The sequence below is a fragment of the Sphingobacterium sp. UBA7253 genome, from assembly GCF_002472745.1.
GTDB lineage: Bacteria > Bacteroidota > Bacteroidia > Sphingobacteriales > Sphingobacteriaceae > Sphingobacterium > Sphingobacterium siyangense.
Genome location: NZ_DKSP01000241.1, coordinates 25984 through 41098, shown reverse-complemented (window position 1 = coordinate 41098; position 15115 = coordinate 25984). Strand labels below are relative to the sequence as shown.

Genomic DNA, 15115 nt, shown 5'->3' with positions numbered 1-15115 from the left:
TACTGGCCACAGAAAATGCCGTTATACCCTATGGTGTAGGAGTAGATATCGGTTGTCGGATGAGCCTATCGATATTTGATTTACCGGGTAGTTATTTCAAAGGAAGGGAATTCCAACTGAAAAATATATTGAAGGAAAATACCAAATTTGGTTTAAATGACACACATCGTGATAAGCATGACCATGTTGTTTTCAGTAGAACTGAATTTCAGGAAATCCCACTATTAAAATCCCTGTTGGGTAAAGCTTACAGACAATTTGGGACTTCCGGTAGTGGAAATCACTTTGTCGAATTGGGCATTGTTGAGCTTCAAACCGTGCGGGAGGAATGGGGGATAAATCCAGGACAGTATGTGGGGATTTTATCCCATAGTGGCTCTCGAGGCTTGGGGACAAATATCGCTAAGCTTTACACAAGCCTTGCGGCGCAACAATGTCCATTACCGCGTCATGTCCAACATTTGGCCTGGTTGGATTTAGCAAGCCAAGAAGGACAAGAATACTGGATGGCAATGAATTTGGCTGGAGAGTATGCCCAGGCCTGTCATGCAGACATCCACCGACGTTTGGCGAAAGCACTTGGCGGTAATCCCGTGGTAACGATCGAAAATCATCATAATTTCGCATGGAAGGAATTCGTGAATGGGGAGGAATGCATTGTTCATCGGAAGGGAGCAACACCTGCAGGCAAGGGCGTGCTGGGGGTGATTCCCGGCTCGATGACAGCGCCAGGGTTCATTGTGGAGGGAACGGGAAACCCCTTAAGTTTACAGTCTGCATCCCATGGAGCTGGGCGTGTCATGTCGAGATCTGCCTGCAAAAATAATTTGACAAAAAGCGCTATGCTGAAAGATCTGGAAGCACATGGTGTGGAATTGATTGGCGGCGCATTGGATGAATCACCACGTGCGTATAAAGATATTCATCGGGTGATGAAATTACAGCAGGAGTTGGTAACTGTTCTCGGAACGTTCAGTCCGAAGATTGTACGTATGGACAAATAAGGTTTTGAATGAAAGGTATTTACAAATTTCTTCGGGACGAGGTCCTAAGGAATGTAATATGGCCGTTAGGTTGGTAGTCGACAGAATCTCTTCTGAATGTAGTAGAGTAGGAGTTGAGGTCACGGAAATAGAAACAGAAGAAGTGGATGGACTTCCTTGTTCGTTGATTGTCAGATTGAGAGGAAAAGATATGGATCAATTGATTGATCATTGGATTGGTACAATCTGCTGGGTGTGTAAAAGCCCTTTTCGTCCTTTACACAAACGGAAGAATTGGTTTGTCGAAGTTAAAACGTATCATCCGGGTAAAAAGGAAAAGGTGTTGGATGTGAAGGATGTATATTTCCAAACGATGCGAAGTAGCGGTGCAGGTGGACAGCATGTCAATAAAGTAAGTTCTGGCGTTAGAGCGACGCATGCTCCGACAGGCATAAGTGTTCAGGTGATGGATACGAGATCACAATTGCAGAATAAAGAGATCGCAATGCTGCGCTTGGCTGCACGTCTGCGGGATTTGGAAAGCGTTGAGTTAAATACGGCCAAAGAACAAAAATGGAAAAACCAAATCGAGGTGACGCGCGGACAGGCGAAACGGGTCTTTGTTGGACGTAATTTTGTCGAAAAATAGTATTTCTTGAGCATTGGATCCTAATTGGCAATCCATGAAGTCAATTGGGTTTTGATAGGGGCTTTGAACCATAAGTTCAAGGCCCCTTGAATTTGGGGATATGCTGGTTTTGTTTTTTAGCCGTATTTTCTTCTGTGATTTACCTTGAATGTAGAAAATAATTTGTTTTATTGCATTGATAATTCCTATCTTTAAGAGGAAGGGCCTAAAAATGAGTTCTTCAGACTAAGTAAACTTAAGTAGTCGCTGTAGCCTGTATCTAGAGAAGGCTATAGGGCTTGGAATTTCAAATTCGATATTATGATAAAATCCCCGGGCTTCCTTTTTAAGGAAGCGATCAAGAATGAAAAACCATTACAAATTGTTGGAGCGATTAATGCTAATCATGCGCTTTTGGCTGAGCAGGCTGGTTTTAAAGCTATTTATCTTTCTGGAGGCGGTGTTGCGGCAGGTTCACTTGGAATTCCAGATCTTGGGATTACAACACTTCAGGATGTTTTGATTGATGTGGATCGCATTACAAATGTGTGTAAGCTTCCTTTGCTGGTGGATATTGATACTGGCTTCGGTCCTTCGGCATTCAATGTGGCACGTACAATAAAGTCTTTAATTAAAGTGGGCGCGGCGGCAGTTCACATGGAGGATCAGGTGGGGGCTAAACGTTGTGGTCACCGGCCTGGGAAAGAGCTCGTCTCGCGATCTGAAATGGTTGACCGCCTAAAGGCGGCCGTGGATGCACGAACGGACGAGCATTTTGCCATTGGTGCACGTACGGATGCACTTGCTTCTGAAGGCCTTGAACTTGCTTTGGAAAGAGCGGTGGCTTATAAAGAAGCTGGAGCGGACTTTATTTTTGCTGAAGCAGTACATCATTTGGAGCAATACGTTCAATTTAGTGCGGCAACTGGCCTTCCCATTTTGGCGAATATCACCGAATTTGGACAAACACCGTTGTTTAGCCTGAATGAACTACGTCAAGCCGATGTTTCTATTGTCCTTTATCCACTATCTGCTTTCCGCGCCGCTAATAAAGCGGCTACAACTGTTTATCGTCACATTCGGGAAGACGGTGGGCAGCTTAATGTAATCGACGACATGCAGACGAGAGAAGAGTTATACAGAAGTATCGATTATTATGCCTATGAAAATCGATTGGATCAATTGTTTAACAAATAATTATATTCAGATGGAAGAGACAAACAGCACAGGTTTTAAGCCCAAAAAAAGTGTAGCACTCTCTGGTGTAGCAGCTGGCAATACGGCTTTGAGCACTGTCGGAAAAAGTGGTAATGATCTGCATTATAGGGGTTATGATATTTTAGATCTGGCGCATCAGGCAAGTTTTGAAGAGGTCGCTTATTTACTTATTTATGGAAGTCTACCAACACAGGCCCAGCTCGTCACTTATCAAAGTCAGCTGATCAGTCAACGTGGTCTGCCTATTACTGTTCAACAGGTCCTCAAGCAGTTGCCATCGACGGCACATGCCATGGATGTTTTACGGACTTATGTTTCTTTTTTCGGCAGTGTTTCGCCCGAGAAAGACAGTCATCCCATTGCTGGTGCCCGTGACATTGCAACTCGCCTGATGGCTTCAATGGCCTCAGCACTGCTGTACTGGTATCATTTTAGTCAGCATGGACGTGAGGTGCAGGTAGAGACATCGGATGCAACGTTGGGTGGGCATTTTTTGCATCTGCTACACGGAAAATCGCCATCGTCTTCTTGGGTAAGAGCGATGCAGATTTCACTCAATTTATATGCCGAACATGAGTTTAATGCATCTACATTCACAGCTCGGGTAATTGCTGGTACAGGATCAGACATGTATTCTTGCATCGCTGGTGCGATAGGTGCGCTACGTGGACCTAAGCATGGCGGAGCCAATGAGGTTGCTTTCGAAATTCAGAGTCGTTATGCAAATGCTGATGAGGCGGAAGCGGATATCCGGAAGCGACTGGCAAACAAAGAAGTCATTATTGGTTTTGGCCATCCTGTATACACAATCTCGGATCCAAGAAATCAAGTGATAAAACAAGTGGCAAAAGAGCTGTCGGAAGAAGCGGGCGACATGACGCTCTACCTGATCGCTGAGCGGTTGGAAAAAGTCATGTGGGAAGAAAAGAAAATGTTTCCGAACCTGGACTGGTATTCTGCGGTGTCCTATCATATTATGGGCATTCCAACAGAGATGTTTACCCCGTTATTTGTCCTCTCGCGTATTACAGGCTGGTCAGCGCATGTTTTCGAACAACGTCAGGATGGAAAAATTATCCGACCAAGTGCAAACTATGTTGGTCCTGAGGACAGACCGTTTGTACCTCTTTCCGAACGGTAATTTTGGATCGGGAAAAGGCGTTAAAAGGTGCTTTTGAACAGAGGGCTTTGAGGAAGAACTTAGCGCAGGAAAAAACGAAATATATTAATAAATAGAACGAGAGTCTTATACGAAATACACGAATGAGTTCAGCAATATCAAATGAAAGACCACAACCGGATCAGGTTTTAGTGGACATTGTGGACTATGTCCTAAATTATAAAATTGAGGGAAAGGTCGCTTGGAATACGGCGTTTTACTGCTTTCTTGACACCATTGGCTGCGGCTTGGAAGCATTGACCTATCCTGCCTGCACCAAATTGTTGGGGCCAGTTGTGGCCGGGACCATTGTGCCGAACGGTGCTCGGGTGCCGGGTACAGATTTTCAATTGGATCCCGTTCAGGCAGCATTCAATATCGGCACGATTGTTCGATGGTTGGATTTTAATGATACCTGGCTGGCAGCGGAATGGGGACATCCATCCGATAATCTAGGGGGAATTTTAGCAGTGGCAGATTGGTTGAGCCGAACGAATATTGCGAATGGGCAAAAACCGCTGAAAGCTAGGACGGTTCTTGAGGCAATGATTATGGCCCATGAGATACAAGGTGTCTTAGCACTTGAAAACTCGTTTAATAAAGTGGGGCTAGACCATGTTATTTTGGTGAAGGTAGCTTCAACAGCGGTCGTAGGTAGGCTCATTGGCCTCACAAGAGAAGAGCTGCTCAACGCGGTTTCTTTGGCTTTTGTTGATGGACAAGCCCTACGGACTTATCGGCATGCGCCAAATACCGGCAGCCGAAAATCTTGGGCAGCCGGCGATGCAACTTCGCGTGCTGTCCGATTGGCCTTGATCGCAAAAACTGGAGAAATGGGCTATCCATCTGTTTTGACAGCACCAATATGGGGATTTTATGATGTGTCTTTTAAGGGGAATCCATTTAAGTTTCAGCGGGGATATGGATCTTATGTGATGGAAAATATTCTCTTCAAAATTTCATTTCCCGCAGAATTCCATGCACAGACAGCTGCCGAAGCGGCTATGCAACTTCATCAACAACTGAAAGAATTTGGAAAAAGCAGTTCAGATATCGCCCGTGTAACCATTCGTACACATGAAGCGGCTATCCGGATTATTGATAAAAAGGGGCCTTTGCATAATCCTGCCGACCGCGATCATTGTATCCAATATATGGTTGCTGTGCCTCTAATCTTTGGACGTTTGACGGCTGATGACTATGAAAATTATATCGCTTCGGATCCAAGAATTGATGTACTGCGCGATAAGATCTCCTGCGTGGAAGATGCTCAATTCACCGCTGACTATCACGACCCACAGAAACGTGCCATATCAAATGCTTTGACAATAGAACTGGTTGACGGTACAATATTGCCTGAATTGGTCGTTGAATATCCGATAGGTCATCCAAGAAGGAGGGCGGAGGGAATTCCTAAATTAATCGAAAAATACAAAACAAATCTTGCTCGGGTATTTTCTGAAAAACAGCAAAAGGAAATACTTACAGTTACTTTGGACTACGATACTTTTCTCGAACAGGATGTCTCGCAGCTGATGGATCTGTTTGTGCGCTAATGATATAGAGAGGCGGGGTGATCAAACTATTTGTTTTGTCACCCCTGCTTTCGTTTCTATTACAGCGTTAACTATACCGAATATTCTTTTTAAGGTCGCAACCTTTTGTTTTGTTGTTTTTATGATTACCTGATACTTTAGTGCACTTAAACAGCTTATGTACGCTTCTTTAGACGAAAGAACATAGATTGACTAATCTATCGCCAATTTGAGTCAAAATCACTGTAAAATTTGAAATTCTTTTTTGCCAGTTCTCTTAAAGATTCTGGTATATCCCATTGCTCACCTTTGGCCTGAAAGTCTTCGCATTCAGCAATGAAAGTAGGAAGCGTTGTACGGTCGATATGTCCAAATACTCCACCTGTATAGGATGCATACCCTACACCTAAAATAGAACCAATATCGCCATCGATGGGTTGGTTGAGTACGCCTTCTGCGAGACATCGATAGCTATCCAATGCCATGACATGCAACAAACGTTTCCGGATAATTGAAGGTGTTACATTTTCCTTTGCAGATGCAATTACAGGGTTTTTCCAAATGGTTTTCTTTTTGGTTTCAACGTCATAATCGTAAAATCCAGCGCCCGATTTTTTTCCTTTTCGTTCCTGATCGACCATTCCTTTGAGGTAGGTATATGCGCGTTTTTGGCTGGCATGCAGACCGGGTAATTGATCATAAACGTGTAGCATCAATTCCAATGATATCTCATCCAATACTGCCAATGGGCCCACGGCAAATCCTGCAGCCATCGCTTCCTCTTCGACCAGTGTCGGTGAGATGCCTTCCAGTACCATTGTAATACCTTCGAGTAAATAATTGAAGAAAATACGCGAGGTGAAAAAACCCGGACCATCCTGCACGACTATTGGAATTTTATTGAGGCGTAAAGCTGTGATAAGTGCTTTCTCTAAGGTTTTTTGCTCGGTTTGTTTACCGCAGATGATTTCGACAAGGGGCATGCGGTCAACAGGCGAAAAGAAATGCATTCCTATAAATTTTTTAGGATCATTGCTTGCTTTAGCAAGCTCAGTAATAGGCAATGAAGTGGTATTTGTAGCGAAAAAGCCATTTTGGTTTAAATAGGGTAGGCTTTCTTTTGTGACCTCAGCTTTTAGGTGGAAATCTTCAAATACAGCTTCTATAATGCAGTCAGATCCATTAAGGTCATCGACTTGGTCAGTTGGTTTTATGCGTGCAAGCAATTGCTCCCGTTGTGATGGGTTCATGGCCCCTAAAGCCAATGATTTTTCACAAACATGGCTAGAATAGGCTTTGCCCCGTTCGGCTTGGGGAAGTGTAACGTCTTTTAAAGCAACTTCTATTCCTGCTCGGGCGGCCTCATAAGCAATCCCCGAGCCCATCATCCCAGCACCTAGTACACCTATTTTATTTAACTTATAGTTGTCGAGATGTTTTATTCTATCGGGTGATTTTGCCAATTTGACAGCATAGTGAAGTGTACGGACCATGCTGAGTGGTTCGGGGCAATTGAAGACTTCCAGGTATAAAATTGCTTCTCTTTCACTAGCTTCAACCGCTGTAGATGACGGGTTTTTTCTTAATAATTCAATAACTGCGTTTGTGCCGGGGTACAAACCGCGTGCTTTTTTTTGGATAGCAAGAATTGCTTCAGGATTCAGTTCGTCAGTTTGTTCTGTGTGATGGCCAGCATTGGTAGTGGGTAGATTAAGTATCCAGTTTATTGCTAATGATAGGCTGTCGCTGGGCTTCTGCGCCAATTCATTGATTAACCCAAGTTTATACGCTTCTTCACTGCTCAGAAGTTTGCTTTTTGTCAGCAGATTTAGGGCATTTTCAGTACCTATCAATGCTGGTAAATAGATCGTTGTACCAAAAGCTGTAAACAAGCCATACTTACTCTCCGGAAAGCCAAACTGAAGTTTTTCGGAGGCGATACGACAATTAGACCATAGCATGGTCGCTAGGGCAATAGCTGTACAATTGTCTGAAATAATAGATACAATGGGTTTTTTAAACGTTTCCCAATGCAATACTTTTGATGTAAGCTTGTATAAGTCAGAAGGTCTTGAGCGGCTTGAAGAAAACTGCTCAAATAATTGCGTATATTCGATTTCTTTGTCTTGAATCGGGCAGCTGTATAGGACACCTATGGTATCTTCCTGTTCGAGAATGAACGTAACCAAATCAACAAATTGCGTGAGATAGTCTATAATATCCAATTGCTCGGGAGCTGCTGTCGATAGCGGATGGATTGTAATGATGTGATGATTATCCTGTTCTACACGAAAGAGCGTGTGGGTCATATAAGATTTATTTTCATCCATTGTACTTGGTGATAATTTTTAAAAAGCGTTCTATTGTTTGGACTTTCCTGATTGATAAGTCACATGATCTATTGTCATTTTCGCGATAATTTCAAGCATGATTTCTGAGGTTCCCCCGATAATGGTGCCGACACGGACATCGCGATATAAACGTGCGATTTTATAATCTTCTGTAAACCCATAACCACCAAATAATTGGAGACATTGGTTTACGACATTGACGGCGAGCTCACTTGCTTGTAGCTTCGCTATGGAACATTCTTTGACTGCATATTCGTTTTGGTCCTGGAGATCACAACAATGGTAGACAAAGGCTTTCGTGGTAGCGATATCTGCTGCCATTTGTGCGATTCGGTGCCGTATTGTTTGAAATTCCTGGATTTTTTTTCCAAAGGCTTCACGTTGTGCGATATAATCAAGTGTATACTGAAATGCGGATTCTGCGGTAGCGAGACTATGGATAGCTGCGGTAAGCCTTTCCAATTGAAGTCCATCCATTAAATAGCGAAATCCTTCTCCCTCCATGCCGATGAGATGAGAAATAGGGACTCGTACGTTATTAAACCCTAGCTCGGCGGTATCAGAGGCGTGCCAGCCTAGTTTATTGATTTTGCTTGACGAGACCCCAGTTGCATTTCTGTCAATAAGTAATAAGCTTATACCCTTTGTTCCCTGATCAGAAGCAGTTTTGACTGCTGTAATGAAGAAATCACCGTAATAACCGTTGGTAATAAATGTTTTAGATCCATTGACAATATAAAAATCGCCATCCCGGACAGCTGTTGTTTTGATCTGCTTTACGTCAGAACCAGCCCCGGGTTCAGTAATAGCAACAGCACTGACCATATCACCGGCAATAACTGGTTTAAGATAGCGTATTTTCAGATCTTCTGATCCATATTTCAGTAGGTATGGAGCCGACATAAACTGAATGACAAGTGCGGAAATGGTAAATCCTCCAGAAAAACAATACGATAATTCTTCGCAGAGTATCAAGGAATAATAAAAATCAAGCTCTAGTCCACCATACACTTCTGGATAATTGAGTCCCATCAATCCCATATCACCCATTTTCTTCCACACATTTCGGTCGATCTCACCCCGTTTTTCCCAATCATCGACGTAAGGTGTAATTTCTTTTCGAATAAATGCGCGAAGTGTATCGCGAAAAATCTGATGCTCAGCTGTAAACTTGATTGTCTGCATAATCGTTTATCTTGCTTTTGGTTATCTTATGTAAGGCGGTCTTTTGAATGACCATCTAGTAGGATGTTATCTAAACGAATTTAACGAAAAGCCTTGGCTTTTTGCAAATTTTTATTCTTTATTTTTCGTTCAATTGGTTAAGTAGGGAAGTTTTTGCATTATTTTTTTTCTATTTATTCTGTTTTGATAAAAAAAATAAAACCGACTTGTTGTGGGTTATCTGTTATATTTTTTATCTTTAAGATTAGGAAGGGTTGTTGGGGATATGCTAGCAATAAGCCCTCAAAATTTTAGCAGAACAATTATAAACTTTTTATATCATGTCAAAGAGTGTATTTATCGTTGCAGCGAAACGCACACCAATTGGAAGTTTTGGTGGTGCCTTGTCATCTATTTCGGCGCCAAGTCTTGCGGCCCAGGTTGTTGGGGCTGTAGTTGATGAGGCGGGTATTTCCCGCGATATAGTGGATGAGATTATTATTGGTGCTGTTTTGCAAGCTGATTTGGGACAAGCGCCTGCCCGGCAGGTAGCCCGGTTAGCAGGTTTGTCGGATCATACCGCTGCAACGACCCTTAATAAAGTATGTGCTAGTGGAATGAAAGCAATAGCTGTTGCTGCGCAAAGCATTCTATTGGGAGATGCTGATATAGTGATTGCTGGTGGGATGGAGAGCATGAGTAGGGTGCCATATTATACGAATAGTATGCGTTGGGGAGCCAAATTTGGAGCTCAGAGTCTGGTTGATGGTTTACAACGTGATGGTTTGAGCGATGCTTATTCGAATGATGCAATGGGAATGTTTGCAGAGTTGTGTGCCGAGAAATATCATATTGGCCGTGAAGAACAGGATGCTTATGCGATAAGTTCCTATAAAAGAAGCCTGGACGCTTGGCAAAAAAATAAGTTTTTAAACGAGGTTCAACCTATAACGATACAAAGTCGTAAAGGAGATGTCGTCGTTTCGCGCGACGAAGAGTTTTCGCAGGTCAATTTTGATAAGATACCCGAGCTTAAGCCTGCCTTTAAAAAAGAGGGGACTGTAACTGCCGCAAATGCATCGACAATAAGTGATGGGGCTGCTGCGGTGCTGCTCATATCTGGCGAGAAATTGGAAGAACTTGGACTTGTCCCCTTAGCAGAGATTATTGCTTATGCTGATGCTGAACAGGCTCCGGAATGGTTTACGACTACACCAAGTGTAGCCACGGAAAAGGTGTTAAAAAAAGCGGGATTGACACTAGAAGACATTGATTATTTTGAATATAATGAAGCTTTTTCCGTGGTGGCTTTGGTGAATGCACAAATTTTGGGTTTACCCATGAACAAAGTAAATGTTTATGGAGGAGCGGTATCTTTGGGGCACCCATTGGGATGTTCGGGCGCTAGAATTGTTGTAACACTAAGCAGCATCTTAAGACAGGAGGGGGGATCAGTAGGGCTGGCAGCGATATGCAATGGTGGCGGTGGTGCCTCTGCAATGATTATTAAAAAGATTTGATGCTTCTTCCAGATAAGATTGCTTTAATTTTATCTGGAAGAAGCTCACGCTTATTGAATTCGGGTGTTTTTAACCACATAGCTTCCTGGAAACTTATTTTATTTGCTATACAAGGTCGTACTTCTACTCCTCATATAGACGGCTTGCCTCGACTCCATGGAGCGCCAGTTCTGATTCGATTTCCGTTGGGTTGAGTCGAATGCCTTCTATGGTTAACAGATTATAAATAGAATCCAAGTCGATCTTCCATTCGTGGATGCCATTCAGTTTTTCAACAGCTTGTTTGATTTTGTCTACAAGACTGGGATGTTGTGCATTAGTTTCGAAAATGAGCTTTTCCATAGTGTTTCATATTAGGCCTGATTAAAAATCAGGCGGGTTTAACCAAAATAGCGTAGACAATCATTTGATCGGCTAATTACAATAGTCTCAATATAAGGATAATAATCTTAAATTAATGCTTTGAAATGACTAAATTGTAATGAAACTGTTAATTTTTGTAATAAATATATGGAAATTTTATAGTCGTTAGATTGCCTTTAAAACACCGGATTTCATTTTATTGTAATCGAACAAGTCTATATGTGGATTTCGGATTTTCTAATACGACGTTTTCATTGGTATAGAAATTTTAAGTAAGTTTGAAATGAACATGACGACTGAGACCTCGAATATAATCATCCTGTTATTGCTGGCAATTGTTGCTTTAATATCGGGTTTGTACCTCTTGTTAAGACAAAAATATAGGAAACTTGAGGTAGAAAATAAACGACAAAAGGAGCTTTTTAATCGTATGGACAATCAGAAGATTGACGATTTCCATCGGGCCCAATTAAATCCCCACTTGCTTAAAAATTCATTGAACGGAATACTTTCACATGCCTATCAAACCTATTACACCATGGATAAGTTGGCTATGGTATTGGACTACGTTTTGTATGAAAGTGAAGATGAACTCGTTTCACCTAAAGCAGAGATTGAGTTTGCGCGTAATCTCATTGAGATTAATAAGGTAAAACTGAGTCCCTTATTTGATATACGCGTTAAGTTTGATATTGATGAACTAAATAGTTCCTTGTTGAATACACCTTCATTGGTCCCTTTGATGTCTGTGGATTTAATTGAAAACGCATTTAAACATGCAGATTTCCATGGCCCTGATTCTTTTATTTCTATCATGCTGACCTTTAAGAATGGTTTGCTGGAGCTCATTGTGAGCAATCGAATTTCAAAACGTTCGCCCCTACAAAAGGCCAAAAGTGGAATAGGCAGCAAAACGTTGGAAGAGCGGCTCATGTTGTATTATCCAGGTAGACATCAACTGCGCAGGTTTGTAGAAAATGATGTATATAGTGCCCACCTTCAAATCAGATTGTATGCGGATTGAAAGAAGTTTGAAATGTGTTCTTCTGGATGATGAAATACCAAGCTTGAGGTTCTTGAAAATGCTCTGTGAGCAAATTCCAGGGGTAGAGGTGGTGAAAACCTTTAATGAACCAGCAGCATTGTTGAGAGAATACCGTTCACTAAGTTTTGATTTTTGTATTCTGGATATTGAAATGCCGGAATTTAATGGATTTGATGTAGCCAGAGAACTCAAGGATTTTCCGATTGTGTTTTCTACCGCATATAAACAATATGCGAGCGATGCTTTTGATATTAATGCTGTAGATTACATGCGTAAACCAATATCTCTGCAACGTCTTCAGCAGGCCATTATGAAAGTAGAACAAATAATCAATAATAAAGCTGAAATTGTCTCGTTTGCACAGTTTAATACGAATAAAGGAAAAACGGTATTGTATTTCGATCAGATTAACTATGTTCAAATAGCTGAAGTAGACAGCCGTGATAAAACAGTTTATTTGGCTGATGGTTCGTTCATTTTGTTGAAAAATATAAGCTTCGATAAGTTGATGGAGATTTTGCCTGAGCATGACTTTATACGCATCAATAAAAAAGAGATCATTGCAACCAAGATCGTTAAATTTTTCTCCGCTGATCAAATAACAAGCAACTTGTTTGACGAACAAGATATGCCTCTTTTGTTTAATTTGGGGGAATCGTACAAGAAAATGTTTTTCGAGAAATTCAGTTGATTACATTTTTTTTTTGTTTCATTACATATTTCCTTCCACCTAGCAGCTGAAAAGCACTAAAACTCTTACAGAATTATATTTTTGTTGAGACTGTATTTTATCCCTCCTTGTTTAGAGAATATTGGTTGGGACTTAGTATGCTATTGTCATTATATTTATTTTAATTGCTATTGAAGATGAGGAAATATAAGAATACAATTTTCTATGTAGTTTTAGTTGGTACATTACTTGGGGTGATGTATTGGGTGATTCATTTGGGGGCACAGCTAGAGGCTCCAGAACTACTGCGTGGGGAGAAAACAAGTCAAGGTGCCTGGAAGGATTTTACATCAACTTTATTCCATAGTCTGCAGCATCCGCTAGCGATATTATTGGCTCAAATCGTGACGATCATTATCGCGGCACGTATTATGGGCTGGATTTGCATTAAGATTAAGCAGCCTGTGGTAATCGGAGAGATGCTCGCAGGTATCATATTGGGACCATCATTGCTGGGGCTCTATTTTCCTGAATTTTCGCATACACTTTTTCCTGTAGAATCGCTCAGTAATTTGCAGTTTTTGAGTCAAATTGGGCTAATCTTATTTATGTTTATCATTGGAATGGAGCTGGATCTGAATGTGCTGCGAAATAAAGCGCATGATGCTGTTGTCATTTCTCATGCAAGCATTGTGATCCCATTTACGTTGGGAATTTCATTGGCTTATTTTTTATACCTATTCCATCCACCTACAAATGTAGAGTTTCTATCCTATAGCTTGTTTATTGGTATTTCCATGAGTATCACAGCATTTCCTGTCCTTGCCAGAATTATACAAGAAAGAGGATTGCAAAAAAGTAAGCTAGGTGCAATGGCGATTACCTGCGCGGCTGCAGACGACATTACGGCTTGGTGTATACTCGCTGTCGTAATTGCAATCGTCAAAGCCGGTGATTTTGCCAGTGCGTTGTATACAATAGGGCTTGCTGTTGCTTATGTGCTCATTATGATTAAGATCGTGCGCCCATTTTTGATGCGCGTAGGAGAGGTGAAAGGTAGTAAGGAAGCTTTGAGTAAACCTGTTGTTGCTATTTTCTTTATTGTGCTGTTATTGTCTGCTTATGCAACCGAAGTAATCGGTATCCATGCACTTTTTGGTGCATTTATGGCGGGAGCAATCATGCCCGAAGGAAGTCGATTCCGAACAGCATTCATCGAAAAAATCGAAGATGTCTCTACTTTGTTATTGTTGCCTTTATTTTTTGTCTATACTGGACTGCGTACGCAGATCGGTCTACTTAATGATCCTCAGTTATGGATGATTACCATTGGTATTATTTTGGTCGCGGTTATTGGGAAATTTGCAGGTAGTACGTTGGCGGCGCGTTTTGTCGGTCAAAGCTGGAAAGATAGTTTGAGTATCGGCGCGTTAATGAATACGCGGGGTTTGATGGAACTTATCGTCCTCAATATTGGATACGATCTTGGCGTTTTAAGTGCTGAATTATTTTCGATGATGGTCGTTATGGCCTTAGTGACCACCTTTATGACAGGGCCATCCTTAGATCTTATCAATTTTCTCTATCGACCAAAGAAGAGTTTATTGCAGGAAGATATCCAGGATAAATCGAAATTTAAGATTCTATTGTCTTTTGCGAAAAGTAATACTGGGATTTCGCTACTGTATCTAGCGGATGCTTTAACGTTGAAATCGAAAAAGAATGCTGAGATTACTGCATTACATATTGAACCTTCAAACGAATTACATCATTATGAGGTGGAAACCCAGGAACTGGATAGTTTTCGTGAAATCAAGCAGGTCGCTCAGCAACTCGAACAGCCTATTCAGACAGTATTTAAAATTTCTAGTGATATCGATAGTGAGATTGTTCAAACTTCCAATGAACGCGATCAGGATTTATTACTTTTGGGTGTCAGCGAATCCATCTATGAGGGGAGTTTATTGGGGCGATTTTTAGATTTTACTACGCGGATTGTAAATCCTGAAAAGTTATTCCATACGGTTACAAATGCCGAGTCTCCCTTTACGACATTTGATAGAAATCAGCAGATCAACGCCAAAGTGAATGCAATGGTAGGCATTTTAATTGATAAAGACTTTGTGAAGGCGAAGCGAGTGATCGTTCCTGTTGTTTTGAAAAATGATGAATTTCTATGTGAAATCATACAGCGCCTTATTCAGCATTCGGATGCTCAGATCATCGTGTGGGATCTGAATCAAGTGCTGAAAACCAATGAAAGCTTCAAGGAGAAATTGAGGCAATTGGAACAACTTGTTCCCAACCATCTCACAATAACGGAAAAAGAGTTAAACAGTGATACCTGGCGGGACCATGACTTAATGTTGATCAGCCTGCCCAGCTGGAACAAAATTGTCAATAAAAAAGTACATTGGCTTCCTTTTACGCCATCTACACTGTTGATGGCGGATCGCAAACCATAAATAAAACGTAAAAA

Annotated in this window: 12 protein-coding genes; 9 read left to right on the top strand and 3 right to left on the bottom strand. The window is 41.5% G+C overall.

What is annotated here, in order from left to right; translation table 11 throughout:
* The 5 genes from B2X72_RS25190 to B2X72_RS25170 form a co-directional block, all read left to right on the top strand.
* A partial coding sequence (locus B2X72_RS25190; protein ID WP_286851996.1) for an RtcB family protein occupies positions 1-1004 on the top strand: 1004 nt, incomplete at its 5' end.
* A gap of 58 nt (positions 1005-1062) precedes the next feature.
* Positions 1063-1632, top strand: coding sequence for a peptide chain release factor H (gene prfH / locus B2X72_RS25185; RefSeq protein ID WP_376747265.1), 570 nt, complete (start codon positions 1063-1065; stop codon positions 1630-1632).
* A 300-nt stretch (positions 1633-1932) separates the two neighbouring features.
* Positions 1933-2808 (top strand): methylisocitrate lyase, encoded by an 876-nt coding sequence (gene prpB / locus B2X72_RS25180; protein ID WP_145327104.1) that lies wholly within the window; start codon positions 1933-1935, stop codon positions 2806-2808.
* Positions 2809-2818: 10 nt separating this feature from the next.
* Positions 2819-3970: a bifunctional 2-methylcitrate synthase/citrate synthase gene (gene prpC / locus B2X72_RS25175; protein ID WP_145327105.1), complete on the top strand. Its 1152-nt coding sequence runs from the start codon at positions 2819-2821 to the stop codon at positions 3968-3970.
* Positions 3971-4092: 122 nt separating this feature from the next.
* Positions 4093-5544 carry a bifunctional 2-methylcitrate dehydratase/aconitate hydratase gene (locus B2X72_RS25170; protein WP_145327106.1) on the top strand — a complete coding sequence of 484 codons (1452 nt, stop codon included), beginning with the start codon at positions 4093-4095 and terminating at the stop codon, positions 5542-5544.
* Positions 5545-5741: 197 nt separating this feature from the next.
* Here the strand turns inward: B2X72_RS25170 and B2X72_RS25165 are convergent, their stop codons facing one another.
* Together B2X72_RS25165 and B2X72_RS25160 are read right to left on the bottom strand one after the other, a co-directional pair.
* Positions 5742-7853 (bottom strand): 3-hydroxyacyl-CoA dehydrogenase NAD-binding domain-containing protein, encoded by a 2112-nt coding sequence (locus tag B2X72_RS25165; RefSeq protein ID WP_286851994.1) that lies wholly within the window; start codon positions 7851-7853, stop codon positions 5742-5744.
* Positions 7854-7883: 30 nt separating this feature from the next.
* Positions 7884-9059 carry an acyl-CoA dehydrogenase family protein gene (locus B2X72_RS25160; protein ID WP_286851992.1) on the bottom strand — a complete coding sequence of 392 codons (1176 nt, stop codon included), beginning with the start codon at positions 9057-9059 and terminating at the stop codon, positions 7884-7886.
* 320 nt (positions 9060-9379) lie between these two features.
* Between B2X72_RS25160 and B2X72_RS25155 the strand changes: the two genes are divergently transcribed.
* On the top strand, positions 9380-10558 hold the full coding sequence (locus B2X72_RS25155) for a thiolase family protein (protein ID WP_088162024.1): 1179 nt from the start codon (positions 9380-9382) through the stop codon (positions 10556-10558).
* A 123-nt stretch (positions 10559-10681) separates the two neighbouring features.
* Here the strand turns inward: B2X72_RS25155 and B2X72_RS25150 are convergent, their stop codons facing one another.
* The gene (locus tag B2X72_RS25150) at positions 10682-10900 is read right to left on the bottom strand and encodes a hypothetical protein (protein ID WP_046672939.1); all 219 of its coding nucleotides are present in this window, start codon (positions 10898-10900) and stop codon (positions 10682-10684) included.
* 304 nt (positions 10901-11204) lie between these two features.
* Between B2X72_RS25150 and B2X72_RS25145 the strand changes: the two genes are divergently transcribed.
* The 3 genes from B2X72_RS25145 to B2X72_RS25135 all read left to right on the top strand — a co-directional run bounded on the left by B2X72_RS25145 (position 11205) and on the right by B2X72_RS25135 (position 15101).
* The gene (locus B2X72_RS25145) at positions 11205-11945 is read left to right on the top strand and encodes a histidine kinase (protein ID WP_120332790.1); all 741 of its coding nucleotides are present in this window, start codon (positions 11205-11207) and stop codon (positions 11943-11945) included.
* Positions 11935-12657, top strand: a complete 723-nt coding sequence (locus tag B2X72_RS25140) for a LytR/AlgR family response regulator transcription factor (protein WP_075993168.1) — start codon at positions 11935-11937, stop codon at positions 12655-12657. The genes B2X72_RS25145 and B2X72_RS25140 overlap by 11 nt, the downstream gene beginning before the upstream one ends.
* 176 nt (positions 12658-12833) lie before the next feature.
* Positions 12834-15101 (top strand): cation:proton antiporter, encoded by a 2268-nt coding sequence (locus B2X72_RS25135; RefSeq protein WP_145327108.1) that lies wholly within the window; start codon positions 12834-12836, stop codon positions 15099-15101.
* The last annotated feature ends 14 nt before the right edge of the window (positions 15102-15115 follow it).